Origin of the sequence: Nocardia xishanensis NBRC 101358, from assembly GCF_001613365.1 — a bacterium.
GTDB lineage: Bacteria > Actinomycetota > Actinomycetes > Mycobacteriales > Mycobacteriaceae > Nocardia > Nocardia xishanensis.
Genome location: NZ_BDCF01000001.1, coordinates 203,642 through 229,452 on the forward strand (window position 1 = coordinate 203,642; position 25,811 = coordinate 229,452).

General features: G+C 69.1%; 21 protein-coding genes. 7 read left to right on the top strand and 14 right to left on the bottom strand.

Annotated elements, in window-relative coordinates:
- Window positions 1-160: 160 nt before the first annotated feature.
- The 6 genes from purH to sucC form a co-directional block, all read right to left on the bottom strand.
- Window positions 161-1,762, bottom strand: a complete 1,602-nt coding sequence (purH, locus tag NX1_RS01025; RefSeq protein WP_245668253.1) for a bifunctional phosphoribosylaminoimidazolecarboxamide formyltransferase/IMP cyclohydrolase — start codon at window positions 1,760-1,762, stop codon at window positions 161-163.
- A complete protein-coding gene (purN, locus tag NX1_RS01030) occupies window positions 1,759-2,433 on the bottom strand; it encodes a phosphoribosylglycinamide formyltransferase (RefSeq protein WP_068052138.1) in 675 nt (224 codons plus the stop codon). The genes purH and purN overlap by 4 nt, the downstream gene beginning before the upstream one ends.
- Before the next feature lie 146 nt (window positions 2,434-2,579).
- A complete protein-coding gene (locus tag NX1_RS35870) occupies window positions 2,580-4,097 on the bottom strand; it encodes a cell division protein PerM (protein ID WP_245668254.1) in 1,518 nt (505 codons plus the stop codon).
- 237 nt (window positions 4,098-4,334) lie between these two features.
- Window positions 4,335-5,387, bottom strand: coding sequence for a DUF5336 domain-containing protein (locus NX1_RS01040; RefSeq protein ID WP_068052147.1), 1,053 nt, complete (start codon window positions 5,385-5,387; stop codon window positions 4,335-4,337).
- A 166-nt stretch (window positions 5,388-5,553) separates the two neighbouring features.
- Window positions 5,554-6,468, bottom strand: a complete 915-nt coding sequence (gene sucD, locus NX1_RS01045; protein WP_068052149.1) for a succinate--CoA ligase subunit alpha — start codon at window positions 6,466-6,468, stop codon at window positions 5,554-5,556.
- Window positions 6,469-6,480: 12 nt separating this feature from the next.
- Window positions 6,481-7,647 (bottom strand): ADP-forming succinate--CoA ligase subunit beta, encoded by a 1,167-nt coding sequence (gene sucC / locus NX1_RS01050; RefSeq protein ID WP_068052151.1) that lies wholly within the window; start codon window positions 7,645-7,647, stop codon window positions 6,481-6,483.
- Window positions 7,648-8,212: 565 nt separating this feature from the next.
- Here sucC and NX1_RS38595 point away from each other — a divergent pair.
- Window positions 8,213-9,532 (top strand): M23 family metallopeptidase, encoded by a 1,320-nt coding sequence (locus NX1_RS38595; protein ID WP_068052839.1) that lies wholly within the window; start codon window positions 8,213-8,215, stop codon window positions 9,530-9,532.
- Between the two features lie 83 nt (window positions 9,533-9,615).
- Complete coding sequence (locus tag NX1_RS01060) at window positions 9,616-10,995, top strand: DUF1731 domain-containing protein (RefSeq protein WP_084500750.1); 1,380 nt, start codon at window positions 9,616-9,618, stop codon at window positions 10,993-10,995.
- A 29-nt stretch (window positions 10,996-11,024) separates the two neighbouring features.
- Here the strand turns inward: NX1_RS01060 and NX1_RS01065 are convergent, their stop codons facing one another.
- Together NX1_RS01065 and pcrA are read right to left on the bottom strand one after the other, a co-directional pair.
- Window positions 11,025-11,450 carry a hypothetical protein gene (locus tag NX1_RS01065; protein ID WP_174555441.1) on the bottom strand — a complete coding sequence of 142 codons (426 nt, stop codon included), beginning with the start codon at window positions 11,448-11,450 and terminating at the stop codon, window positions 11,025-11,027.
- A gap of 84 nt (window positions 11,451-11,534) precedes the next feature.
- Window positions 11,535-14,048 carry a DNA helicase PcrA gene (gene pcrA, locus NX1_RS01070; protein ID WP_373864854.1) on the bottom strand — a complete coding sequence of 838 codons (2,514 nt, stop codon included), beginning with the start codon at window positions 14,046-14,048 and terminating at the stop codon, window positions 11,535-11,537.
- A gap of 540 nt (window positions 14,049-14,588) precedes the next feature.
- Here pcrA and NX1_RS01075 point away from each other — a divergent pair.
- Entirely contained in the window at window positions 14,589-14,882 is a 294-nt protein-coding gene (locus NX1_RS01075; RefSeq protein ID WP_084500853.1) for a chorismate mutase, read from the top strand.
- 135 nt (window positions 14,883-15,017) lie between these two features.
- Here the strand turns inward: NX1_RS01075 and NX1_RS01080 are convergent, their stop codons facing one another.
- The gene (locus NX1_RS01080) at window positions 15,018-16,472 is read right to left on the bottom strand and encodes an NAD-dependent succinate-semialdehyde dehydrogenase (protein WP_068052156.1); all 1,455 of its coding nucleotides are present in this window, start codon (window positions 16,470-16,472) and stop codon (window positions 15,018-15,020) included.
- A gap of 169 nt (window positions 16,473-16,641) precedes the next feature.
- On the opposite strand from NX1_RS01080, the gene pgi reads away from it, so the two are divergent.
- The gene (pgi, locus tag NX1_RS01085) at window positions 16,642-18,279 is read left to right on the top strand and encodes a glucose-6-phosphate isomerase (RefSeq protein ID WP_068052160.1); all 1,638 of its coding nucleotides are present in this window, start codon (window positions 16,642-16,644) and stop codon (window positions 18,277-18,279) included.
- Here pgi and NX1_RS01090 read toward each other — a convergent pair whose 3' ends face one another.
- The 4 genes from NX1_RS01090 to NX1_RS01105 form a co-directional block, all read right to left on the bottom strand.
- On the bottom strand, window positions 18,280-18,909 hold the full coding sequence (locus NX1_RS01090; RefSeq protein WP_068052163.1) for a potassium channel family protein: 630 nt from the start codon (window positions 18,907-18,909) through the stop codon (window positions 18,280-18,282).
- A gap of 71 nt (window positions 18,910-18,980) precedes the next feature.
- A complete protein-coding gene (locus NX1_RS01095; RefSeq protein ID WP_068052169.1) occupies window positions 18,981-19,652 on the bottom strand; it encodes a nucleoside/nucleotide kinase family protein in 672 nt (223 codons plus the stop codon).
- Window positions 19,653-19,676: 24 nt separating this feature from the next.
- The gene (locus NX1_RS01100) at window positions 19,677-21,299 is read right to left on the bottom strand and encodes an acyl-CoA dehydrogenase family protein (protein ID WP_068052177.1); all 1,623 of its coding nucleotides are present in this window, start codon (window positions 21,297-21,299) and stop codon (window positions 19,677-19,679) included.
- On the bottom strand, window positions 21,286-21,924 hold the full coding sequence (locus tag NX1_RS01105; RefSeq protein WP_068052180.1) for a TetR/AcrR family transcriptional regulator: 639 nt from the start codon (window positions 21,922-21,924) through the stop codon (window positions 21,286-21,288). Before NX1_RS01105 ends, NX1_RS01100 begins: the two co-directional genes overlap by 14 nt.
- A 125-nt stretch (window positions 21,925-22,049) precedes the next feature.
- Between NX1_RS01105 and NX1_RS01110 the strand changes: the two genes are divergently transcribed.
- Entirely contained in the window at window positions 22,050-22,817 is a 768-nt protein-coding gene (locus tag NX1_RS01110) for a crotonase/enoyl-CoA hydratase family protein (protein WP_068052183.1), read from the top strand.
- Window positions 22,818-22,819: 2 nt separating this feature from the next.
- Window positions 22,820-24,106 carry a hypothetical protein gene (locus NX1_RS01115; protein ID WP_068052186.1) on the top strand — a complete coding sequence of 429 codons (1,287 nt, stop codon included), beginning with the start codon at window positions 22,820-22,822 and terminating at the stop codon, window positions 24,104-24,106.
- 114 nt (window positions 24,107-24,220) lie between these two features.
- On the opposite strand, the gene NX1_RS01120 is transcribed toward NX1_RS01115, so the two are convergent.
- A complete protein-coding gene (locus NX1_RS01120) occupies window positions 24,221-24,916 on the bottom strand; it encodes a TetR/AcrR family transcriptional regulator (protein WP_245668255.1) in 696 nt (231 codons plus the stop codon).
- 61 nt (window positions 24,917-24,977) lie between these two features.
- Between NX1_RS01120 and NX1_RS01125 the strand changes: the two genes are divergently transcribed.
- Window positions 24,978-25,655 carry a DUF4386 family protein gene (locus tag NX1_RS01125; RefSeq protein ID WP_068052189.1) on the top strand — a complete coding sequence of 226 codons (678 nt, stop codon included), beginning with the start codon at window positions 24,978-24,980 and terminating at the stop codon, window positions 25,653-25,655.
- The last annotated feature ends 156 nt before the right edge of the window (window positions 25,656-25,811 follow it).

Here is a 25,811-nt window from a genome sequence, read left to right on the forward strand (position 1 = left end):
CGTTCCAGATAGTGAGATCCAGACGTCCAGTCTGTTTTACCGAAAAGCCTTGCGGCTCCGGCACATCGACCGCTCCGAATGCCCCGGGTACGAAAAACGCGGAGAGCAAGCCCTTTCGGGACCGCTCTCCGCGTTCCTACGACTCGTCGTTCCTACGCACTCAGTGCGCGAAGTGGCGAGAACCGGTGAGGTACAGCGTCACTCCGGCCGCACGGGCCAGATCGATGGTCTCCTGGTCGCGGACCGAACCGCCCGGCTGCACGATGGCGCGGATGCCCGCCTGGATCAGCTGCTGCGGACCGTCCGGGAACGGGAAGAACGCGTCCGAGGCGGCCACCGAACCCGTTGCCCTCTCCCCCGCCCGCTGCACCGCCAGCTGCACCGCGTCGACGCGGTTGACCTGCCCCATGCCGACGCCGACCGACGCGCCGTCGTGCGCGAGCAGGATGGCGTTGGACTTCACCGCGCGGCAAGCGCGCCAAGCGAATTCGAGATCGGCCAGGGTCTGCGCGTCCGCGGCCTCGCCCGCCGCGAGGGTCCAGTTGGCCGCGTCGTCGCCCTCGGCGTCGAGGATGTCGCGCTGCTGCAACAGCGCGCCGCCGCTGATCGGGCGCAGCTCGACGCCCGCCCGCTGCGGCGGCTCGGCGACCAGGATGCGCACGTTCTTCTTGCGCTGCAACACTTCCACCGCACCGTCGGCGTAGGACGGCGCCACGATGACCTCGGTGAAGATGTCGGCGACCTGCTCGGCCATCTCCACGGTGACCTCGCGGTTGGCCGCGATCACACCGCCGAACGCGCTCACCGGGTCGCAGGCGTGCGCCTTGCGGTGCGCCTCGGCGATGTCGGCGCCGATCGCGATGCCGCACGGGTTGGCGTGCTTGATGATCGCCACCGCGGGCGCCTCGTGGTCGTAGGCGGCGCGCCAGGCGGCGTCGGCATCGGTGTAGTTGTTGTACGACATCTCCTTGCCGTGCAACTGCTCCGCCTGGGCGAGACCGACCGAACCGTCGTTGTCGGTGTACAGCGCCGCGGCCTGGTGCGGGTTCTCGCCGTAGCGCAGCACCGCCGCGCGCTCCCACGAGCCACCGATCCAGCCGGGGAACGGCGAACTCGCCTGTTCCTCGGCCACGCCGGGAGCCAGCACCGAGGTCATCCAGCTCGCCACCGCCACGTCGTAGCTCGCGGTGTGCTGGAAAGCCTTGGCGGCCAACGCGGTCCGCTCGGCGAGGGTGAAGCCGCCGGACTTCACCGCGGCGAGCACGTCGTCGTAGTCACCGCTGTCGACGACCACCGCGACCGACGGGTGGTTCTTCGCGGCCGCGCGCACCATGGACGGACCGCCGATATCGATCTGCTCGACGCACTCGTCCTGGCTCGCGCCGCTGGCCACGGTCTGGGTGAACGGGTAGAGGTTCACCACGACCAGCTGGAACGCCTCCACGCCGAGTTCGACCAGCTGGTCGACGTGCTCCTGCTTGCGCGAATCGGCGAGGATGCCCGCGTGCACCCGCGGGTGCAGGGTCTTGACCCGGCCGTCCAGCGTCTCCGGGAACCCGGTCAGGTCCTCGACCTTGGTCACCGGGATACCCGCGTCGGCGATCTTGCCCGCGGTCGAGCCGGTGGACACCAGCTCGATGCCCGCCGCGTGCAGACCGGTCGCGAGCTCGATGAGGCCCGTCTTGTCGTAGACGCTCACCAGCGCCCTGCTGATCGGCTTGCGCTCGCCCGGAACCACGGTCGTTTCGCTACGCTCACTCACTGGCGCACCCGCTCATCTGGAATTACTGCCTTTCGTCCGTCGGAGACAATGCCTCGCGTCGCGACGGCGGCGACGACCTCCGCCAGCAACCGTCGCTCGACAATCTTGATCCGCTCGTGCAGCGTGTCCTCGTCGTCGTCGGGCAGCACCGGCACCGGCTCCTGCGCGAGGATCGGTCCGGTGTCGACGCCCGAGTCGACCAGGTGCACCGTCGAGCCGGTGACCCGCACCCCGTACGCGAGCGCGTCGCGCACGCCGTGCGCGCCCGGAAAGGACGGCAGCAGCGCGGGGTGGGTGTTGATGATCCGACCGCCGAAGCGGTTCATGAACGCGGGACCGAGGATCTTCATGAAACCGGCCGAGACCACCAGGTCCGGCGCGTATGCGGCCACCGCGTCGGTCAGCGCGGCGTCCCACGCCATGCGGTCGGGGAAGTCTTTCAGCGCTACCCGGAAGTGCGGGACACCCGCGGAATCCGCGTGCTCGGTGGCGGCGCAGACGCGGTCGACGCCCACCGCGACGATCTTGGCCGGATAGTCCGCGGCGCTCGCCGCGTCGAGAAGCGCGCGCAGCAGCGACCCGGTGCCCGAGGCGAGCACGACTACGGTGGCGGGCGCCGCGGCGGGCACCCACTCGGCATGCGGAGACGTCAGCGCTCTACTCCTGCGTATCGACCGGACGGCGGCCGGATCGGGGCGCCGCCGGAGTAAAGCCTAGTCGGTGGCCTGCGCGTGACTTTCCACCGGTGGCGGGCGCGCCGGGGCGGGCGGGATGCTATTACGCGCCTTCCGACGGCGGAATCTCCCGTCGGCGCCCGCTATCGCCTGCGGTCGGCCCGGGAGTCGAAGCCGGGATCGGCCTCGACGACTTCCGCGTCGACGATGTCGGGCGGCGTCTGGCGCGGGGCGGTGGTGAGCTTGGGCGGGTCGTCGACGAGTTCGGCGTCGAGTGCGTCCGGGTCGTCGTCGTAGTACGAGTCGTGGCCGTAATACCCGTCGTCGTCGTAGTAGTCGTCGTCCTCGCGGTAGTCGTCGTCGCGGTAGTCGTCGTGGTAGTCGTCGTCCGCGTAGTCGCGATAGCCGTCGGATTCGTAGTCGTCGTCGTAGTAATCCGCGTCGGTGTCGTAGTCCTCGTCGTCATCGTCGTAATAGTCCGAAACGGGAAGCGTCACGCCGACCGGAGCGATGAAGTACCGGGCGCAGACCAGGCCGACGTAGCCCGCGCACGCCAGCCACCCGAAGCTGACCAGCGCGAAGATCGGCAGCTCGAGGCCGACCCGCCCGAAGCTGCCCAACTCACCGCCCGCGAGCGCGCCGAACAGGACGAGCAGCAGGGTCGCCGCACCGGCGGAGGTCAGCGTCGCCCAGGGGGCGGTGAGGCGATCGCCCGAGGTGCGTCCGGCATCGATGCCACCGAGCACGCCGACCGCGGCTGGGATCAGCAGCAACGCCGCCCACCAAGCCGACGCGGGGCCGGTCGGCACCGCCGCCATCACCGGCACCGCCGGGACCGGTCCGCCTACCACGCCGAACAAACCGATCGATGCCGCACCGAAATTAGCGCCCGCACCAAGCAACACGCCCACCGCACCCAGCACCACGTTGGGCAAGTAGGCCAGCGAGAGCACCGTCAATCCGATGAAGCCCCAGGCATTTCCCGCGGAGCGGTAGGTGTCGCCGATGTCGCCCCAGTGCGCGAGGAACGACACGACCGTGACCGCGGCGGCGCAGCCGAACAGCCGCAGCACGGTACCTCCCGCGCCGTAGATTCCGGCGATCACCCATTCCGGCGCACGGAGCAGGTCGAACATCCGGCGACGCATTCGCAGCGCGACACCTACGCCCGCCGCGCCGAGATGCAGGAATATGACCCAGCCGAAGGCGGCGAGGGTGTCCGGCGGTTGCAGCGCGACCACGGCGGAAGCGTCCTCGGCCACCGCGAGGCAGACTGCGGTGAGCAACAGCGGCCCGCCCAGCGCGGCTCCGAAGACCCAGCCGATTTCGGTGCGCGAACTGTTCGGCGTCACCGCCCGATAGCACTCCCGGCCCGCGGCGCCGAGCAGCAGCGCGGTCGGCAGCAGCGGAAACAGGCCGAGCGTGGTCTTCCCGATCACCAACGGAACCTGGTGCACCGCAAGCCAGCTCGCCGCGACGGCGCCCGCGGCGCCCGCCATTGCGCTGCCTGCGGCGAACAAGGTGACCAGCACGAGCACCACGATCGCGCTCAGCGCGAAGGTGGCGGGCCGGGCCGCGACCAGGAGCAGGACCCTGGCGCGTTCCGGGGTCAGAGACAGGAACCCGGAGTCCTCGATCTCGGGCGAATGATCGCTACGCATCGGCGATTCCGATTCGTCGGCGGCCCCGCTTCTCCAGCGGAGGAGAGACTTCCTCGGTGAGTTCATGCATTCGCCTCACCGACATTCGGCTCCGGCATGCGCGAAACGCGCCGGCACATGATTCGCTCACTGCGTTCCCTCATGGCACTTCAGCGTGACACCTGTCCCGAGGTGAGCGGGGCAGGCGCGCCGCGAGCACCCACCCGGAGGGATAGGTGCTCGCGGAACCTGCGTCGATTACTTGTTGTTGTCGTCCGACGGACGGAAGGCCTGGGTGGCGTCGCCGGCCGGATCGGAGGTCTTCTCGCCGCCGAACGGCTGGCCCTGCTGGCTCTGGCCGTAGCCGGGAGCGCCGTACTGCTGCTGCTGGCCGGGCTGAGCGCCGCCGCCGAAGTGCTGCGTCGCGCTCTCGTCCGGACGCGGCTGCTGCTGCGCGGGCGCGGCGCCGTACGGCGAACCCTGTTGCGGCGCACCGTAACCGGGCTGCTGACCGTAGGACGGCTGGCCGTAGGCCTGACCGGGCTGCTGACCATAGGTCGGCTGACTCGGCTGGCTCTGGCCGTACGGCTGCTGCTGGTACTGCTGGCCGGTGCCGTAGCCCGCCTGCCCGTAGGTCTGGCCCGGCTGCTGTCCGTAAACCGGCTGGCTCGGCTGGCTCTGCTGACCATACTGGCCGCCCTGCCCGAACTGCTGCTGGCCGTAGCCGCCCTGGGCCTGGCCGCCGAAACCGGCCTGCGCGGCCTGCGCGGACGCGGGCTTCGGGGCGGGGGCCTTGACGATGCCCGCCTCGAACAGCACCGCGGCGATCGCGACGCCGGTCTGCACCAGCGCGAGGAAGATCAGCACCCACGCGCCGAACTCCGTTGCGAGCGGATCGGGCAGCGAAATGACCTGGAACAGCAGCGTCAGGAACCCAGCGGCCGACGCGGCGGCGGCCGCGCCGGTCCAATTCTGCTTGGGCAGCACCGAGATTCCCGCGAGCAGACCGCCGAGTAGTAGCAGTCCGAGCGCGGCGGTCGCGCCGAACGGCGTGAAGGCGTTGTAGTTGTCGCCGGTGATGGTGGTGCCCGCTCGCTCGACCTCCTCCACGGAGAACGGCAGGAATCCGAGCAGGAAGTTGATCACGCCGAGCGCAGCGACACCGACCACAAGGAAGAACGGCAGGCCCTTGGCATCGGAACCGGAAGCGCTCGCACCTGTGCTGGCACCACTGCCCGTCTGGCCGAGACTGGGTGGTGCGGAGGGCGTCGCGGGTGTGTTGTACCCGGAGCCCCCGGTCGGGTATGACATGTCGTCGTCTCCTACGTCGAGTCGTTGTTCGGCTGGATCACTCTTGACGCTACTGCACCGGACCGTTCGGGTCATCCTCGAACAGCAGGCCGGACGGCTTCCCGTGACGACGACGAGGGCCGCCCTTCCTGCGGAAAGGCGGCCCTCGTAACGATTTCGGACCGAATCAGGCGCTGATGCTCGCCTTCTCCAGGATCTCGCGAGCGAGCGCGGCGGTCTCGGACGGCGTCTTGCCGACCTTGACGCCCGCGGCCTCCAGCGCGTCCTTCTTCGCCTGGGCGGTGCCCGCCGAACCGGAAACGATGGCGCCCGCGTGACCCATGGTCTTGCCCTCGGGAGCGGTGAAGCCCGCGACGTAGCCGACCACCGGCTTGGTGACGTTGGCCTTGATGTAGGCCGCGGCCCGCTCCTCCGCGTCGCCGCCGATCTCGCCGATCATGACGATGAGCTTGGTCTCCGGGTCCTTCTCGAACGCCTCGATGGCGTCGATGTGGGTGGTGCCGATGACCGGGTCGCCGCCGATGCCGATGGCGGTGGAGAAGCCGAAATCACGCAGCTCGTACATCATCTGGTAGGTCAGCGTGCCGGACTTGGAGACCAGGCCGACCGGACCCTTGCCGGTGATGTTGGCGGGGGTGATGCCGACCAGCGCCTCGCCGGGGGTGATGATGCCGGGGCAGTTCGGGCCGATGATCCGGGTCTTGTTGCCCTTCTCGACGTTGTAGGCCCACGCGTAGGCGGTGTCCTGCACCGGGATGCCCTCGGTGATGACCACGAGCAGCGGGATCTCCGCGTCGATGGCCTCGATGATGGCGTCCTTGGCGAACTTCGGCGGAACGAACGCGATGGAGACGTCCGCGCCGGTCTCCTTGATGGCCTCGGCGACGGTGCCGAACACCGGCAGCTCGACCGCGTTGCCGTCCTTGTCGGTGTGCGCGACGGTGGTGCCCGCCTTACGCGCGTTGACACCGCCGACGACCTGGGTGCCCGCCTTGAGCATCAGCGCGGTGTGCTTGGTGCCCTCGCCGCCGGTGATGCCCTGGACGATGACTTTGGAGTCCTTGTTCAGGAAGATAGACATTTCCGGTTTCCTTTACTTGGCCGCTGCCAGTTCGGCGGCCTTGTCGGCGCCTTCGTCCATTGTCTGCGCAAGCGTGATCAGCGGGTGCGCCGCGTCGACCAGGATCTTGCGACCCTCGTCGACCTTGTTGCCGTCGAGACGAACGACCAGCGGCTTGTTCGCCTCGGCGCCGAGGATCTCCAGCGCCTTCACGATGCCGTTCGCGACCGCGTCACAGGCGGTGATGCCGCCGAAGACGTTCACGAACACGCTCTTGACCTGCGCGTCGCCCAGGATGACGTCGAGCCCGGCCGCCATCACCTCGGCCGAGGCGCCGCCACCGATGTCGAGGAAGTTGGCGGGCTTGACGCCGCCGTGGTTCTCGCCGGCGTAGGCGACGACATCCAGGGTCGACATGACCAGACCCGCGCCGTTACCGATGATGCCGACCTCGCCGTCCAGCTTGACGTAGTTGAGGTCGTTCTCCTTGGCCTTCAGCTCCAGCGGGTCGGTCGCGTCTTTGTCCGCGAACGCCTCGTGGTCGGCGTGGCGGAACTCGGCGTTCTCGTCCAGCGTGACCTTGCCGTCGAGGGCGAGGATCTCGTTCTGCGGGGTGCGCACCAGCGGGTTGACCTCGACCAGGGTGGCGTCCTCCTTGACGAACACCTCCCACAGCTTCTGAATGGTCACCGCGGCGGCGTCCAGCACGTCGGCGGGCAGGTGGCCCTGCTCGGCGATCGAACGCGCGAACGCGAGATCGACACCCTGCACGGCGTCGACGGGAACCTTGGCCAGCCGCTCCGGCTTGGTCGCGGCGACCTCTTCGATCTCCATGCCGCCCTCGACCGAACACATGGCCAGGTAGGTGCGGTTGGAACGATCGAGGAGGAAGGAGATGTAGTACTCCTCCGCGATGTCCTTGGCCTCGGCGACAAGGATCTTCTTGGTGATGTGGCCCTTGATGTCCAGGCCGATGATGTTCTGCGCGTGCGTGAGCGCGTCCTCCGGGGTGGCGGCGTACTTGACGCCACCCGCCTTACCGCGGCCACCGGCCTTGACCTGGGCCTTGATCATCACCGGCTTGCCGATTTCCTCCGCGATGGCGCGGGCGTCCTCGGCCGTGTCCGTGACGCGGCCCTCGGACGAAGGCACTCCGTGCTTAACGAAGAGCTCCTTCGCCTGATATTCGAAGAGATCCATGTACTCACCGTCTCGTCTGCGTTGTGATGACAACGTCTTTGTTGGCGGCCCGACGTCGGAAGCGGGTCGGGTCGGACTCTAACCAGTCACATGGAGGGCCAATCGGCCACGTTCATCCTAAGTGGCGCAGGTCACGGGCGGGGTCGACGGCCGGAAAAACCCCTGGCCAACGCTACTCGCGAGTAGTTTGTTGTCGGTTTGCCAGGTAGAGCCGCCGAAGCCGGGAGCCGACGACGATCTACTACAAATCGTCGTCGTTCGACCTCACTCGCGTGCCCGGAAAACAGTGAGTTATTCCGTGCTGTTACGGTGATCAATCTCACATGGTTGGACAGATTGGTCGCAACGCTTGCGGACCCCGCAATCGTTTCGTTACCGTAAATGCGGTCGATGTCACAACTATGTCACGACTCCGTTGTTCCAAGGATTCAGGAGGACGGCAAGCCTTGATGCAGCACAACGCTCCGCGGACGGTGGGCCGGCCTGCGGACGAGCCTTCGACGTCGACCTTCTGCCGATCTCTCGGCACCGTCATCATCCCCCGCTCCACGATGTGGCACCGCCGATGAACCATCGCTCCACCCTCGTTCCCGATCATCGCGCTCGCTCGGGACATCGTTATCGCGACGACGACGAATCCTTCGCCCACGGCGATCACGGCGGACACGCCTTCCAGTCGTCCAACAACCCCTACGCCGCCACGGGCGCTGCCGCGACCGGATACGCCGCGAGCGGCGCGCACGGCGACGAGAACACGTCCACCTGGTCCGCGAATACCGAATGGGCCGAGCGGGATTCGTGGTCCGACGGCGGTGCGTGGTCCGACGGCGGTGCGTGGGCTTCGAACGACAATGCCTGGTCGCCGGACGCGGACGAGGCGTGGACGCCCCCCGCCGACAACGCGTGGACGTCGGACAGCGCATGGACATCCGACGGCGCGTGGACCCAGCAGCCCGACGGGGAATGGGCGCAGGAAGCGGACGACTCCTGGGGAGCCGATCCGAGCAACGGCTGGTCGGCGGAGGCCGACGGCGCGTGGACGTCCGAAGCCGCCGAGGAAGACTGGGGCTCCGAGAACCCCTGGTTCGCCGAAGCCACCGAAGACAACGCCGCGCCGAAAGTCATCCCGGCGCGCGGCCCGAACAGACGCGGCGGTGGCGCGCACCGGATGCCGGCGCCGCCCACCGCGCTCAAGGGCCGCGCCGCGGTCGTCGCCGTCGCCGCGGGCGCGGTCGTCGCCGCGGGACAGGCCGCGATGGCCTCGCCCGAGCAGCCTTCGCACAGCATCGACTACGAGGCCGCCGGTCAGATCCACGAGATCGCCGCCCAGTCGGTCAGCATGGCCGACCCGAATGCCGCGCCCGGCTCGCCGCAGGTGCTCAACGTCTCCACCCCCGCGAACCTCGGCCAGTTCAACGACATCCTGGAAAAGGGCCGCAAGTACGCGGAGGATCTCGCCGCCGCGGAAGCCGCGAAGCTGCGCCCGCTGTTCGCGCGCTTCGCCGCGGGCAACTTCACCTCCGGCTTCGGCGCCCGCTGGGGCGTGCAGCACCTGGGCATCGACGTCGCGGGCCCGATCGGCACCCCCATCTACGCGGTCGCCGACGGCACCGTCATCGAGGCCGGTCCGGCCGCCGGATTCGGCATGTGGGTGCGCCTGCTGCACGACGACGGCACGGTCACCATCTACGGCCACGTCGATACAGCGACGGTCTCGCAGGGCGAGCGGGTGCTGGCGGGCGATCAGATCGCCACCATGGGCAACCGCGGTTTCTCCACCGGCCCGCACGTACACTTCGAGGTCTGGCTCAACGGCTCCGACAAGGTCGACCCGCTACCCTGGCTAGCCACCCGAGGCATCAGCCTCGGCCCACAGCGCGACTGACCCGCCCGATCGACCCGGCGCGATCGACACGCGTGAGCAACGGCACGCTTCCCGAGCCGTTGTCCGCGTTCTAGCGTCGGGGTATGGCTCGTACAACGAGGTACACCCAATTCATCGCGCTGCCACCGGAACTCGTGTGGCAGGTGGTGGGCGATCCGGCTCGCTGGCCCGAGTGGAACCCGGCCGTCGTCTCGGTGCGGCTGCACGGCCCCGTCGCGGTAGGCGCGACCGGTGACTATCTACCGCGCGGACGTCTAGTGGGCGCGATACACGGCCGGACGGCGCCGCCGTTCGCGATCACCGTCCTGCGTCCGCAGCGCGAACTGACCATCGAACAGCCGGAACCGGCGGGCCGGATGCGGCTGACCTGGCGCCTGATTCCCGCCGAAGGCGGAACGAACCTCACCCAGGAACTGACCTTCTCCGGGCCTTCGGCCGCGGCGGCGCGCACCGTCGTCGCCCGACTGCTGGAACATGACCCGCGCGTCTGTTTCGCGCGACTGGCCAGGCTGGCCGGTCTCGCTCCGAAGCCCGACGCGCTGACGGTCGTGATCGCGGGCGGCAGCGGCGCGCTCGGCAGGCAGCTCGCCGCCGATCTCGTCAGCCGCGGACAGCGAGTCACCATCCTGACCCGCCGCCGCGACCCCGCGCTGCCGTTCGATCAAGTCGAATGGGACGGTAAGTCCGTTGGGAAATGGGTCACGGCCCTGAGCAATCCGGGTAAGACCGCGATCGTCAATTTGGCGGGCGAACTGGTGGACTGCCGCCCGACCGAACGCAATGTCATCGAATTGCGCAGCAGTCGAGTCGATCCCACCGCCGCCCTGGTGGCCGCCTCGGCCGCCCTGCCCGCGCCCGTCGACTACTGGGTGCAGGCAAGCACCACAGCGATCTGGTCCGACGCGGGCGAGACCCGTTGCACCGAAGCAACTCCGCTGCCCGTCGGCCTGCCGCAGATGACCGGCGTGGCCGAGCCGTGGGAGCGCGCCTTCGACGGCGCGAACACCAAGCGCCACACCATCCTGCGCACCTCCATCGTGCTCGACCCGCACGCACCCGCGCTGCGGCGGCTCTGTCAGCTGACCAGCGCGGGCCTCGGCGGGCGAGTCGGCCGCGGAGACCAATGGTTCAGCTGGATCCACATCGAAGACTGGTTGGGCATCGTCCGCGCCGCGCTCGGGCTTGACCCCGATGTCACGCTGCCGGACGGCATTTTGGTGGCGGCCACCGATTTTCCCGTACGCAACCGCGAGCTGATGGCCGCACTCCGCCGCCACCTCCACCGCCCGCCAGCACCCCCGACCCCCGGGCCGGTGCTGAAGCTCGGTGCGGTTCTCTTGCGGACGGATGCGGCGCTGGGCTTGACCGGGCGCCATGCGACGTCGGCGGTGCTCGGTCCGGCGGGATTCCGGTTTCGGTACCCGCGGTTGGCTGATGCGTTGGGTGATCTATTGCCGCATTGAGGTACCGCTGACCGCGGGAGGTACGACCCTCAAGGCGCGGCGGCGATGGCCAACCCGACGAGCGCCACGACCTTCGCGACCTCGAGCCCGACGTACCAGTAATGCGCATGCGAACGGGGCAGTTCCTCGCCCGCGAGCACCCGGTTCGAGCGGCGGGTGAGTGGTGGGCGGACGACGAGGATCTGGGCCGCCAGGATCGCCACCGCGATACCCAGCCACACCCACGTCGCCGTGCTCGGCTCGAGCGCCACGCAGGAAAGCACCAGCGCCACCGCCAGGACTGTTTCCGCGATGTTCAACGCGCGGAACACGATTCGCCCGATTCCGAGTCCCAAGGCCAGCGTCACCCCTGGCGCGCGAAACTTCAGTGGCGCTTCGAGGAACGAGATGGCCAGCACCATGCCGAGCCACAGCATGGGCAGGAACCACACCAGATGTTGCGCGACGGTCTCCACCCGCCGGACGCTACCGCGTTTGCGCGGGGTCCGGGAGGGCCGGACGGCACCTGCCGAAAGACCCCATCCGGCCGCACACCGGCGTCAGAGCTTCACCAAGGTCCGGCTGTACTGCGGGATGAGGCGGATCTTGCCCGCGGTGCCGAAGTCGATCGTGACCGTCGCCAGCGGGCCGAAGCCTTCGGCGGCGATCACGCGGCCGAGGCCGTACTTGTCGTCGCTGACCCGGTCGCCCACCGCGAGCACCAGATTGGTGTTGTTGCGGGCGGCGCCGCCGGGAGCGGGGCGGCGCGGACCTCGATCGGGACGCACGCCCGGACGCTCGGACCAGCCGTCACCGCGCGTCCAGTCCCGTTCCAGCCCGTCGTCGTCGCCGCGCCTGCGCAGGCCCCTCGACGCCGCGGAATTCGCGGGTTCGAGTCGCCGCCAATCCATCAGATGGCCCGGGATCTCCTGCAGGAAGCGCGACTCCGGGTTGGACACCGGCTGCCCCCAGCCGGAACGGACCACCGCGCGGGTCAGGTAAAGCCGATGCCTGGCCCTGGTGATGCCGACGTACGCGAGGCGGCGTTCCTCGGCCAGTTCGGTGGGATCGCCGAGCGCGCGCATGTGCGGGAACTGGCCGTCCTCCCAGCCGGTCACGAAGACCACCGGGAACTCCAGGCCCTTGGCGGTGTGCAGCGTCATCATGGTGACCACGCCGGAGCCCTCGTCCGGGATCTGGTCGGTGTCGGCGACCAGCGAGACGCGCTCCAGGAACGCCGCGAGCGAGCCCGGGTCCGGTTCGCCTTCGCCGAGTTCGGGCACGATGCCCTCCTCGCGCGCCGCGACGGCGTTGTTGTACGCCTCGGAGCTGAACTCGCGCGCCACGCTGACCAGTTCGTTCAGGTTGTCCAGCCGGGCGCCGTCCTGCGGATCGTCGGACGCCTCCAGCTCGGCGCGGTACCCGGTGCGATCGAGCACGGCCTCCACCACGTTGCCGACGTCGGGGAAGTCGGCGTCGGCCTGCACGCCCGCCGCCCTGATCTCCTCGAGCAACTCGAGGAAGCCGGAGATCGCCCGCTGCGCACGGGTGTTCAGCAGCGCGACCTTGCCGTCGGCGGCGTCGCGCAGCGCCGCGGCGAAACCGATCTCGCGCTGCTCGGCGTGCACGGCGACGCACGCCTCGGCCCGGTCGCCGATGCCGCGGCGCGGGGTGTTGAGGATGCGGCGCAAGCTCACCGCGTCGTCGGGGTTCTCCAGCACGCGCAGGTAGGCGACGATGTCGCGAACCTCTTTGCGCTCGTAGAACCGGACTCCGCCGACCACCTTGTACGGCAGACCCATCCGGATGAAGATCTCTTCCAGCGCACGGGAGTTGTTGTTGGTGCGATAGAACACCGCGACATCGCCGTAGTTCGCCTCGCCCTGATCGACGAGCCGGTCGATCTCGCGGGCAACGAACGAGGCCTCGTCGTGCTCGTTGTCGGCCACATAGCCGACGATCAGATCGCCCTCGCCGGAATCGGTCCACAGCCGCTTCTCACGCCTGCCCTCGTTGCGCGAGATGACCGCGTTCGCCGCCGACAGGATGTGCTGGGTGGAGCGGTAGTTCTGCTCGAGCAGAATGGTCTTCGCGTCGGGGAAATCGCGCTCGAATTCCTCGATGTTGCGAATGGTCGCGCCGCGGAACGCGTAAATGGATTGGTCGGCGTCGCCGACGACGCACAATTCGCTCGGCGGCGCTCCCGCGTCGTCCTCCCCCTGCTCCGCCTCGGCGGTGTGGTGGCCGACCAGTTCCCGCACCAGCACGTACTGCGCGTGGTTGGTGTCCTGGTACTCGTCGACGAGCACGTGCCGGAAGCGGCGACGGTAGTACTCCGCGACCTGCGGGTGGTTCTGCAGCAGCGCGACCGCCTCGCCGATCAGGTCGTCGAAGTCGAGCGCGTTGGCCGCGCGCAGCCTGCGCTGATATTCGGTGTACACGCGGGCCACCAAGCCGGGCAGTTCGGTATCGTCCGATTCGGCGTCCGCGGTGGCCTGCTCCGGCCCGATCAACTCGTTCTTCAGATTCGAGATCGCGGTCGCGAGGAGTCGCGCGGAGTATTTCTTCGTATCGATGTCGAAGTCGCGGCTGATCATCGTCAGCAATCGCCGCGAATCATCGGCGTCGTAGATCGAGAAATTCGAATTCAAGCCCGGCAGCAGAGCCGCCTGCATACGCAGGATCCGCACGCAGCTGGAGTGGAAAGTGGAAACCCACATATTGTTCGCGCGCGGGCCGACCAGCCCGATCACCCGTTCCCGCATCTCGGCGGCAGCCTTGTTGGTGAACGTGATCGCCAGGACCTGGCCCGGCGTGACGCCGCGCGCGGCGAGCAGATAGGCGATCCGACGGGTCAGCACGGCGGTCTTGCCCGAGCCGGCGCCCGCGACGATGAGCAGGGGCGAACCGCTGTGCACGACCGCGGCCCGCTGCTGCGGATTGAGCCCGTCCAGCAGTCGCTCGGCCTCCTCGGCGCGCCGGCGATCCCATTCGGCCCGACGCTCGGCCTGCTCGTCGGCGCGACGCTGTGCCTGTTCGGTCAACGATCCCGCCTGTCCGGTCGAGAATCCCATCTGTTCGGGCAACGACCCCGCCTGTTCGGCCGAGTATCGCGGCGCGTCGGACTGCCCCGTGGCCGCGGCCGAATCGGCCGCCTGCCGCGGAGTTGGGTTCACGTCCTGATGCCGGTTCCGACCGGCCTGCGTCTGGGGAGCCACCGTGATGTCCATTGCCCATCCACGCTACCGGCGGCCACCGACACAAGCGAAGCCCCCGGGTGCGCTCCGAACCGCGCGACGACCACCGGCTAACATTCAGTGAACACCTCCAGGCGTGGCATCCCGCAAAACCGCTCGACTCGTTCTCAGCAGATTCACAAAATCAGACGTTTTGCATTGGTTCGGCCGCGTGGCAGACTGGCCCCCATGGTCAGCGTTACCGCGATGCATCCGATTCGGTTACCAGCCGGAAATCGGTATCGCGGAGCCTTGTAGCCGACCACACGCTTCTGGGGGACTATAGAAGCCCACCAGGTCTGTTTCACGGTGAAAGAACCGGACGGTAACGCGCCGTGCGCACCCGCCGATCCACGTTCTGACACGAGGAGATGAATGATGAGCACCCCTGCCACGACCACCGGGTCCGACGCGGCGCTGCCGCAGACCGAGGCGGAGATCGACAAGCTCCGCAAGGAGATCGACCAGCTCGATGCCGAGATCCTCGCCGCCATCAAGCGACGCAGCGAGGTCTCCCGGTTGATCGGACGGACTCGGATGGCCTCCGGTGGCCCGCGACTGGTGCACAGTCGCGAGATGAAGGTGCTGGAGCGCTTCAGCGAGCTCGGCCAGGAGGGCCACACCCTCGCCATGCTGCTGCTGCGTCTCGGTCGCGGTCGCCTCGGCCACTGACGCGCAGTTCTCCCGCCGCCTCCAGCGGCACGCGAGCCTTGCGGTGATCGCGAGACCATCGCATCCACAGGCCGCCCCGGGTGTTCGAACCCCGGGGCGGTCCTTGCGTTTTCGGGTCACACCGGCGCGAGCCGGTCAGGTCAGCGCGATGTACTTCGTCGACAAGTACTCCTCGATGCCCTCGATGCCGCCCTCACGGCCGAACCCGGAAGCCTTCACGCCGCCGAACGGCGCTGCCGGATCGGAGATGACGCCGCGGTTGACGCCCACCATGCCCGACTCGAGTCCCTCCGCCACTCGCAGCGCGCGATCCAGCGTCCGCGTGTACACGTAGGCGACCAAACCGAACTCGGTGTCGTTGGCGGCGGCGAGACCTTCCTCCTCGGTCTCGAAACCGACGATCGGCGCGACCGGACCGAACACCTCCTCGCGCAAGATCCTGGCGTGCGGCGGCACGTCGCTGAGAATCGTGGCCGGGTAGAACCAGCCGGGACCGCTTGGCGCCTTGCCGCCGAGGCGAACCCGCGCGCCCGCCGCCACCGCGTCGTCGACGAGTTCGCTGACGGTGGTGAGCTGGTCCTCGTTGATCAGCGGGCCGAGGGTCGTCTCGGGATCGGTGCCAGGCCCCATGGTGACCGAGTTCGTCATCGCCTCGGCGAATTTGGCGGTGAACTCCTCGAGCACCCCGTTCTGCACGTGGAACCGGTTGGCCGCGGTGCACGCCTCGCCGCCGTTGCGCAGCTTGGCCAGCATCGCGCCCTGCACCGCCGCGTCGACGTCGGCGTCGTCGAACACCACGAACGGCGCGTTGCCGCCGAGCTCCATCGAGGTGCGCAGCAAGCCGTGCGCGGACTGCTGCACGAGTTTCTTGCCGACCTCGGTGGACCCGGTGAAGGTGAGTTTGCGCAGTCGCGGGTCTTCCAGCAGCGGCCCGGTCACCGCGCCGGAACGGCTGGTCGTGATGACCGAGAGCACCCCATCGGGCAGTCCGGCCTCTTGGCACAGTTTGGCGAGCAGCAGCATCGTCAGCGGCGTCTCCGAGGCGGGCTTGACGATCATGGTGCAGCCCGCGGCCAGCGCGGGACCGATCTTGCGGGTGCCCATGGCCAGCGGGAAGTTCCACGGCGTGATGGCAAGACACGGGCCCACCGGCTGCTTGTGCACCATGATCCGGCCGGTGCCGGAGGGTGCGTGCAGGTAGCGCCCGTGCACGCGCACGGCCTCCTCGCTGAACCAGCGGAAGAACTCGGCGCCGTAGCGCACCTCGTTGCGGCTCTCCGGCAGCGCCTTGCCCATCTCCAGGGTCATCAGCAGCGCGAATTCCTCGGCTCGCGCGGTGATCTGCTCGAACACCGCGCGCAGGATCTCGCCCCGCTCCCTCGATGAGGTCGCGGCCCATTCGGCCTGCACGGCTGCCGCGGCGTCGAGTGCGCGCACCGCGTCCTGCGGGCTCGCGTCGGCGACCTCGATCAGCACTTCCCCGTCGGCGGGATTGCGCACCGGGAAAGTGGCGCCGCCCTCGGCATCGACGGGCCCGCCGATCCATAGTTGCGTCGGTACGGATTGGAGTAGTTCGCGTTCGGACACCATGCCGCCAGCCTAGGCCGCTACCTGGTCGGTGACGCCGGAGTCGATCCGGGAAATTGGCGGCCCGCGCTCACGCGACGTCACCAAGGCGGCCACGCGCGGCGCCGACTCGACCGGGGATTGCCCGCCTCAGCCGTGCGATGGCGCCGCACGGTGAGTACGCTCGGCGAACGTGAGCAGCGACATCACCGCGATGGCGGCATGGCGGAAACTGCACGATCACTACGGCGCCGTGTCCGAGCGACACCTACGCGAGATCTTCGCGGACGACCCCGAGCGCGGTCGTGAACTGACCGTCCAGGTGGGCGACCTGCACATCGACTACAGCAAGCACCGGGTCACCCGGGAAACTCTGCAGCTACTCGGCGAATTGGCGTACGAGGCCGGGGTGGCCGAGCGGCGCGACGCCATGTTCGCGGGCGCGCACATCAACACCTCCGAGGATCGCGCGGTCGGCCACGTCGCGCTGCGCCTGCCCGCGGGCGAGTCGATGATCATCGACGGCGCCGACGCGGGCGCCGAGGTGCACGAGGTGCTGCGACGAATGGGTGAATTCACCGACGAGCTGCGCTCGGGCCGTTGGCGCGGCGCCACCGGCGAGCGGATCGCCACGGTGGTGAACATCGGCATCGGCGGCTCGGATCTGGGCCCGGTGATGGTGCACCAGGCGCTGCGCCACTACGCCGACGCGGGTATCGGCGCTCGCTTCGTCTCGAACGTCGACCCCGCCGACCTGGTCGCCGAGCTCGCCGGCCTCGACCCCGCGACCACCCTGTTCATCGTTGCGTCCAAGACGTTCTCGACGCTCGAGACCCTGACCAACGCCACCGCCGCGCGCCGCTGGCTGGTGGCCGCGCTCGGCGAGGACGCGGTCGCCAAGCATTTCGTCGCGGTCTCCACCAATGCCGAGCGAGTCGCCGAATTCGGCATCGACACCGCGAACATGTTCGGCTTCTGGGACTGGGTCGGCGGCCGCTATTCGGTGGATTCGGCCATCGGGCTTTCGGTGATGGCCACCATCGGCAAAGAGCGCTTCGCGGAATTCCTGGCCGGAATGCACACCGTGGACGTGCATTTCGCCTCCGCGCCGCTCGAGGCGAACGCACCGGTGCTGCTCGGTCTGCTCGGCGTGTGGTACTCGAACTTCTTCGACGCGGAATCGCGTGCGGTGCTGCCGTATTCGAACGACCTGGCGCGTTTCCCCGCCTATTTGCAGCAGCTCACGATGGAGTCGAACGGTAAGTCGGTGCACGCCGACGGCACTCCCGTCACCACCTCCACCGGCGAGATCTTCTGGGGTGAGCCGGGCACCAACGGCCAGCACGCTTTCTATCAACTGCTGCACCAGGGCACCCGCCTTATTCCCGCCGACTTCATCGGATTCGCCCGTCCCACCGACGATCTGCCGACCCGCGACGGCACCGGCAGCATGCACGACATCCTGATGAGCAACCTGTTCGCCCAGACCAAGGTGCTCGCTTTCGGCAAGACCGCCGAGGAGATCGCCGCGGAGGGCACCGATCCCGAGGTGGTGCCGCACAAGGTGATGCCGGGCAACCGTCCGAGCACGACCATCCTCGCGCCGCAGCTGACGCCCTCGGTGGTCGGCCAGCTCATCGCGCTCTACGAACACCAGGTCTTCGTGGAGGGCAGCATCTGGGGCATCGACAGCTTCGATCAGTGGGGCGTCGAACTCGGCAAACAGCAGGCGCTGGCACTCGCTCCCCTGCTCACCGCCGTCGAAGAACCCGCGCCGCAGGACGATTCGTCCACCGACGCGCTCATCCGCTGGTATCGCGCCAACCGCTGATCAGTCGTGCCCGTCCGGCCGCGGGCCCTGGCCGGACAGCGGGCGAGGGTCGTCGCCGGAGCCTGGCTTCTTGTCGTCCGAGAGCTGCGCGTCGTCGGGTCGACGCGCCGCGGCCGCCTCCAGTCGCCGGGCGACGCCGGTGGAGACGATGGCCAGCAAGCTGCCGATGACGATGAGGTCGAAGACAATCTGCACCATGGTGGCGATCCGCGCGGCCTGACCGATGGCGTGCACGTCGCCGTAGCCGACCGTGCCCAGCGTGACGACGGTGTAGTAAAGCGCGTCCGTGCGGGTCGACAGTCCCTCGAACTGCCCGGGATAGTGCACCCCGAGCCGGTAGTAGAACAGCGCGAAGAACATCGCCACCACGCACAGCAGCAACAGAATGCCGTCCACTCGGCCGCCGGTCATGAGCGGCGCGCGCAGGTAGCGCTCGATGCGGCGCACCGTCAGCCAGATGAGCCCGCCGACGCCGGCGAGGAACGCCGCGAAGCCGAGGATGCGTCCCGGCAGGTCGACATCCCTGTCCCAGTCGATCGGGACGCCGTAGTAGAACAGCAGCGCGCACAGCAGTGCGGCGGCGTTCCGCAGTACGTGCACGCTCCCCGAAACCCGCTGCGACTCCGTCATGGGTCAATGATCGGCGGGGGCTCGCCGATGCGGCGTCACACGCGCCGGGTGAAGCGAGATTCGCGGCGCGGTCAGCCGACCACGAAGTAGCGTCCGTCGCGCTCGCGCAGCACCAGGTCGGCGCGCTCCCGCGTCGCGCCGACGAGATCGGCGTTGCGCAGGTCGCTCTCGTACACCTTCGTCCTGGCGGCCTCGGCGCCGCGGCCGCCCTTCCGGTGCCGGTCGAGCAGCCGGGCCGCCAGCACGCCGCGGTCGGCGTCGAGGTACCAGCATTCGTCGAGTTCCGCCCGGACAGCCGACCAGCCGTGCCCGGCGCGGTCGTCGAGCAGCAGGTAGTTGCCCTCGGCGACGGCGATCGACTGGTCGGTGAAGATCACGCCCGCCGGGGTGGGCTCGTCGGTGGCGCGATCGAATGTCGGCCACGGCACCGGCGTTCCGCGCGGGGTGTCGCGCAGGCGGCGCAGGTTCTCGACGAAGCCGGCGACGTCGAAGGTGTCCGGCTCGCCTTTGCGCGCCTGGCTGCCCGCCGCGCGAAGCCGCTCGTTGGACAGATGGTAACCGTCCATCGGCGCGATCTCGGCCGCCGCGACCGGGAACGCGTCGCGAAGCAGCACCGAGAGCGTGGATTTCCCCGCTCCCGGGGGTCCGGCGATGCCGAGCAAGTACCGCCGCTCCGGACGCTCGGCCGCTCGATCCAGCACCCTGCGCACCAGCCGGTGCAGCGGAATCTCGACCTCGCTCACCGCGCAGACACTACCCAGCGCCGGTCATTCGACGAAGGCGCGTTCGATGATGGCGCCAGTGTCGACGCCGGTCGGCAGGGTACCGAAGGCGATGCCCCAGTCGTCGCCGAGCCGGCTGGCGCAGAAGGCGTCGGCCACCGCGGGGTGACCGTGCCGAACAAGCTGCGCGCCTTGGAGGACCAGCGCCATCAGTTCCACGACGCGGCGGGCGCGGTATTCGATGTCGCCGAGATCGGCCAGTTCCTTGCCGACCTTGGCGATGGCGTCGTCCAGACGCGGGTTCGCGCCTTTGGCCAGCGTCACCTCGTTGAAGAACGCCTCGACGGTCTCCGGCTGACGGCCCATGGCGCGCAGCGCGTCCAGCGCGGCCACGTTGCCCGAACCCTCCCAGATCGACATCAGCGGCGCCTCGCGATAGAGCCGCGGCATTCCCGACTCTTCGGCGTATCCGTTGCCGCCCAAGCACTCCAGCGCCTCGGCGGCATGCGAAGGAGCCCGCTTGCACACCCAGTACTTGGTGACCGCGAGCGCGATCCGGCGCAGCGCGGCCTCGGCGGGATCGCCGCTCGCCCGGTCCGTCGCGCCCGCCAGGCGCATCATGACCGTGGTCGCCGCGTCGGATTCGATCACCAGGTCGGCGAGCACGTTGCGCATGGCGGGCTGGTCGATCAGCTCGGCGCCGAAGGCCGCTCGGTGCCTGGCGTGGTGCACGGCGTAGACGGTGCTGGCTCGCATGTTGGTCGCGGAGCCGATCACGCAGTCGAGCCGGGTCATGTTCACCATCTCGATGATGGTCTTGACGCCTGCGCCTTCCGCGCCGACCAGCCAGCCGGTCGCGTTCTCGTACTCGATCTCCGAGGAGGCATTGGACTTGTTGCCCAGCTTGTCCTTGAGCCGTTGGATGCGAATGGGATTGCGGCTGCCGTCCGGCAGCACCCGGGGCAGCAGGAAGCAGGACAGGCCGCCCGGCGCCTGGGCCAGCGTCAGGAACATGTCCGACATCGGCGCGGAGGTGAACCACTTGTGCCCGACGATGCGGTAGCTGCCGTCCGGCTGCGGGGTCGCGGAGGTGGTGTTGGCCCGCACGTCGGAGCCGCCCTGCTTCTCCGTCATCGACATGCCCGCGATCAAACCGGCCTTGGCAGACGGTTCGCGCAGCCCGAAATCATATGTGCGCGAGGCGAGTAGCGGCTCGTATCGGGCGGCCAGCTCGGGGTTGTTGCGCAGCGCGGGCACGATCGCATAGGTCATCGAGATGGGACACATGTGTCCGGCCTCGGCCACGCCCCAGGTGTAGAACTTGGCGGCGCGGGCGGTGTGCGCGCCGGGCCGGTCGTCGGTCCACGGCGAGCCGTGCAGACCGTGCTCGACCGCCACCCGCATCAGGTCGTGCCAGTGCGGGTGGAACTCGACCTCGTCGACGCGGTTGCCGTAGCGGTCGTGGGTGCGCAGCACCGGCGGGTACTCGTTGGCCAGCCTGCCCCATTCCTGCGCCGCGAAACCGCCTGCGAGCCTGCCGAGTTCGCGGACCTCGTCCTCGGCCCACCCCGCGCCCTCGCGGTGCAGGCCCTCCAGCAGCGCCGGGTTGCGCCCGGCGTCGAAGGGCACGATGTTCGGGACCTGGTTGAAGACCTCATGAGTCTGCATCGGACACTCCTGTTTTCTCGGCGCTCGCCCCCGGCCGCACGCCGAGCGCGCGGATCGAGAAGGTGACGAGTTGGGGGACGACGGATTCGGCGTGCGGCGCGGCGGCGAGCGGGCCGACCAGCACTTCGCCGATGGCGCCGACCAGTGCGGCCGCGCTGGTGCGCGGGTCTTGGGCGGGCAGTTCGCCGTGCGCGACGCCATCGGCCACCGCGGATTCGAAGGCCTCGGCGAAGGCGCGGCGGAAGTGCAGACGCTCGGCGTCGACCACGGTGTCCACCGGCTCGACGAGCAGCACGTAGGCGAGTTTGGGGTTCTTCATGGCGCGCCCGGCGAAGGTCTCCACGGCCGCCGTCACCCGCTCCACCGCGCTGCCTTTCTCGGCCGCCGCGGTGACGGCGGCGACCTCTCGGGCGACGACGGTGCGGAAGACCGCGGTCACCAGGTTCGCCTTGCCGTCGAAGTGCTTGTACACGGTTCCGGTGGCCACTCCGGCGCGGTTCGCGACCGCGACCATGGACAGGCCAGCGAACCCGGCCTCGGAGAGGACCTTGGTCGCGGCCTGCACGATCAGCTGCTCCTGGGCGTCCAGGCGGGCCTGGACGGCAGGGGTCCTGCGGTACGCCACGAAAGAAGTGAATCACGGATTCACTTCTTCACACAAGGGCCGGGCCGTCGTATGGTCGAGAACGTGAGCCATCTAGGAGCGCCCCGCCCGCCGCGGCGAGGGACGGCGATACGAAGGGGGCGTCAGTGAGCGTTCGAGTCGAGAAGAACGGGCCGGTGACGACGGTGATCCTGCACCGTCCCGAGGCGCGCAACGCGGTGGACGGGCCGACCGCGCTCGAACTCGCCGACGCCTTCCGCGAGTTCGACGCCGACCCGACGGCGGCGGTCGCGGTGCTCTGGGGCGAGGGCGGGACCTTCTGCGCGGGCGCCGACCTGAAGGCGCTCGGGACGGAGCGATCCAACCGCGCGGCCGAGGACGGCGACGGCCCGATGGGCCCGACCAGAATGATGTTGTCCAAGCCGGTGATCGCCGCGATCTCCGGCTACGCGGTGGCGGGCGGGCTCGAGCTGGCGCTGTGGTGCGATCTGCGAGTCGCCGAGCAGGACAGCACCTTCGGGGTGTTCTGCCGGCGCTGGGGCGTGCCGCTCATCGACGGCGGCACGATACGGCTGCCGCGGATCATCGGCACGGGCCGCGCCATGGATCTGGTGCTGACCGGCCGGGCCGTCAGCGCGCCCGAGGCGCTGCAGATCGGGTTGGTGAACCGGGCCGTGCCCACCGGCGAGGCGCGCGCCGCCGCCGAGGAACTCGCGAGCGAACTCGCCAGGCTGCCGCAGACCTGTCTGCGCTCGGACCGGATGTCGATGCTCGAGCAAGAAGGCATGGACGAAGCCGCGGCCCTGCGCAACGAGTTCCGGCACGGGCTCACCGCCCTCGCCGACGGCGACGGCGCACTCGCGGGCGCGCAGCGGTTCGCCGCGGGCGCGGGGCGGCACGGGGTGTCCGGCTGAGGATGGACCGCCTCGGCGTCGTCGACGAGATCTTCCTGCGCACCCACCGCGGGCTCGGCACACCCATCGCCCTCCAAGGGCTCTGGCGCACCGCCGACCGTGTCGAACCCGCGCTGCTGCAACGCATTCACGCCGCGTTGCGGGTAGGGCCTTTGGGCCGCAGGGTGACCCGATCTCGCGTTCCCGGCGCTCGTCGCTTCTGGCAGCCGAACACCCGTGCCCACCCCCTCGAATTCCGCGAAGACACGCTCCCTCTCGAAGAGCTGCTGCTTTGGGCGGACACGCTGGGCACGGACCTGGACCCGGAATTCGGTCCTGGGTGGCGACTCGCCGCCCGCTGGCTTTCCGATGGCGGATCCGTTGTGGCGCTGACCTGTTCGCACGCGCTTGCCGATGCCCGGGGGCTGGTGCACGCGGTGGATTCCGCGTTGCGTGAGGTGGTCGACGCTCGCGCCGTGCCGGCCGGTGCGGGACGGCTCGAGTCGATCTTCGCGGGTGACGCACGGTCGCGCTACACAAGGGAGTCCGAGTGGGCGGACGCCATTCGTCAATGGTCGGTCGTGGTGGGTGGCACGATCCGTGCACTGCGCCATGGGATTCCGAAACGGCCCGAATCCGAGGGACCGGTGCGCACGGGCGTGGACGTACTGGGCGCGCACGGCGCGATCGTGCAGTTCCGCGCCGACGAATGGGACCGGGTTGCCGCAGAACACGGCGGTACAGCTAACAGCCTGTTCATTCTATTCGTCGCGATGCTGTTGTGGGACACTGGATTTCCCGCTCACGGGATTTCCGCGAGTCTGCCCGTCGACACCCGCGACGAGCCGCGCGTCGACAACGACCTCGCGATGACCGAGATCGTCGTCGATCGCGCCGACACACCCGCGACACTGCGCAAGAAGGCCCGCGCCGCGTACGAGCGCCGAATGTCCAGCCCCGGTGGGATGCCCGAGGAATTGCTCCAGGTGATCCCAGACCGCTGGGCCTACGCCCTGTCCAAGGGTGCGGGCGAGCGAGACATCTTGTGCTCCAACATCGGAACTCTCCCCGATTCACTGAGCACCGTCGGCGACCATCCCTGCATCGGCGTCGCCGCCCGCGCCATCCACCCCGGGCTCACCACCACCCACCTCCCCCGCACGCGCCTGTCCGGCTACCTATGCCGCAGCGGCCAGGACTACGTCCTGTCTCTGGTCGGCCTCGACCCCGCCATCGAATCCGATACGGCGCTGGCCGAATTCGCAGCGGAAGCCGCTGGCCGCCTCGGGCTCGACGCCTACCCGTGGTGATGCGCCAGGCCACGTGTGCCGCAGCGATGATGGACTACGCTCGGTTGTCCACACTCTGCGGCCGGGGCGAGGCCGTCTCGGTTTTGGATCCGACGCTCCGACGGCATGCGTGCGTCACCCCACCGACAGCCCGTCCAACAATGCGCGCAGGCTCCAGGCGAACTGTTCGGCGCTGATCCACTCCGCCATCACGTCGCGGCTCTCGTGGGTGTGCGGCCAGCGTTCGGCCGGGATCTCCGCCAGGGCGGCGCGGCGTTGTGCGATGCGCACGGATTCGGGCGGCAGCGGGGGGCGGCCGTCGGCCTCGGCGACCTCCATCGCGATCGCGCCGATCACCTGCACCATGACGGCGTAGGCGGCGCGCGCTCGGCGGTCTGGGGACAGGCCGCCCCTGGCTAGGCAGGCCAGCAGGGCTTCGCCTACGTCGCGCGCGGCGGGGCCGTCCATGGGCGCGGTCATCATCAGCCCCGCGACCGCCGGGTGTTCCAGGACGCGACGGCGCAGTTCGACCGCGAATTCGACGATGGCCGAACGCCATTCGATTGCGGGATCGGCCAGCACCGTCAGCGGCGCCGAGCCGAGCACCCGTTCGATCACCGCGCGCTCGAGATCGGCGCGGCTCGCGACGTAGGTGTAGACGGCGTTCGGGTTCACCCCGAGCCGTCCCGCGACCGCCCGGATCGAGACCGCCGCCGCACCTCCCTCGTCGAGCAGCAGCAGGGCGGTGTCCACCACCTGCGCCTCGGTGAAGGACCGGCGCGCGGGCCGGATTCTGCGTTCCCCCTCGGGGATTGACTTCGCTGCGGACACGCGCTTGACTGTACCGCGTACAGCTAGCTGTACCCCGTACAGCCAGAATGGAGTGTAACCCGTGTCCACCAGGCCCTGGCCCACCATTGCCTTGCTCGTCGCCGCCCCCGTCGCGCTCAACGTCGCCTTCCTCGGATTGGGCGGCGTCTTCGACTACCCCGATGTGTTGCAACAGCCCGCCCCCGACGTGCTGGAACTGTTCCGGGCGAACCAATTCGCGGTGATCACCTGGTTCACCGTGCTGGCCATCGCGGCCCTCGCGCTCGCCCCGCTCGCGATCCGAATCGGCCGACTCGACGACTCGTCCACCATGCGCCGCGCCGTGTACGTCGGCGTCGCGGCCGCAACAGTCCAGGCGATCGGCCTCCTGCGCTGGCCATTGTTGGTCCCCACACTGGCCGACCGCGCCGCAGCGGAAGGACCCGGCTCCCCCGCCGTGCACACCTTCGAACTACTCGGCTCGATCCTGGGCACCGCACTCGGCGAAACCCTCGGCTACCTGCTGACCGCCGCGTGGACCACCTTGGTCTGCCTCGCTTTACGGCAGACTTTCCCCCACTGGTTCACGTCACTGGGTTACGCCTGCGCCGCCCTGATCGCCCTCGGCATCCTCATCCCACTCGACCTGCCATTCGCGAACACCGCCAACTTCCTCGGCTACATCCTGTGGAGCGCATGGCTGCTCCTCTTCGCGACACTCCTCACCACCCGCCCCCAACCCGCCGCAGCCCCCGCCTGAATCCAGGCCCCCACACAGCCCACCTCGGCACCGGACGCGCAAGCTATCGAGCGCCGGAGCGGACAGAGAGCTCCCGGCAACCAATCACCCAGGGGCAGCAAGGCGCCACGGCGGCGAAGCACCGGGCCACCCGCGCCCAACTCACCGCAACCCCGC

Coding starts and splice junctions, on each gene's coding strand:
- NX1_RS35870 (WP_245668254.1), bottom strand. CDS start 4,097: ATGCGTAGCGATCATTCGCCCGAGATCGAGGACTCCGGGTTCCTGTCT.
- NX1_RS01040 (WP_068052147.1), bottom strand. CDS start 5,387: ATGTCATACCCGACCGGGGGCTCCGGGTACAACACACCCGCGACGCCC.
- sucD (WP_068052149.1), bottom strand. CDS start 6,468: ATGTCTATCTTCCTGAACAAGGACTCCAAAGTCATCGTCCAGGGCATC.
- sucC (WP_068052151.1), bottom strand. CDS start 7,647: ATGGATCTCTTCGAATATCAGGCGAAGGAGCTCTTCGTTAAGCACGGA.
- NX1_RS38595 (WP_068052839.1), top strand. CDS start 8,213: ATGAACCATCGCTCCACCCTCGTTCCCGATCATCGCGCTCGCTCGGGA.
- NX1_RS01060 (WP_084500750.1), top strand. CDS start 9,616: ATGGCTCGTACAACGAGGTACACCCAATTCATCGCGCTGCCACCGGAA.
- pcrA (WP_373864854.1), bottom strand. CDS start 14,048: ATGGGATTCTCGACCGGACAGGCGGGATCGTTGACCGAACAGGCACAG.
- NX1_RS01075 (WP_084500853.1), top strand. CDS start 14,589: ATGAGCACCCCTGCCACGACCACCGGGTCCGACGCGGCGCTGCCGCAG.
- NX1_RS01080 (WP_068052156.1), bottom strand. CDS start 16,472: ATGGTGTCCGAACGCGAACTACTCCAATCCGTACCGACGCAACTATGG.
- NX1_RS01090 (WP_068052163.1), bottom strand. CDS start 18,909: ATGACGGAGTCGCAGCGGGTTTCGGGGAGCGTGCACGTACTGCGGAAC.
- NX1_RS01100 (WP_068052177.1), bottom strand. CDS start 21,299: ATGCAGACTCATGAGGTCTTCAACCAGGTCCCGAACATCGTGCCCTTC.
- NX1_RS01115 (WP_068052186.1), top strand. CDS start 22,820: ATGGACCGCCTCGGCGTCGTCGACGAGATCTTCCTGCGCACCCACCGC.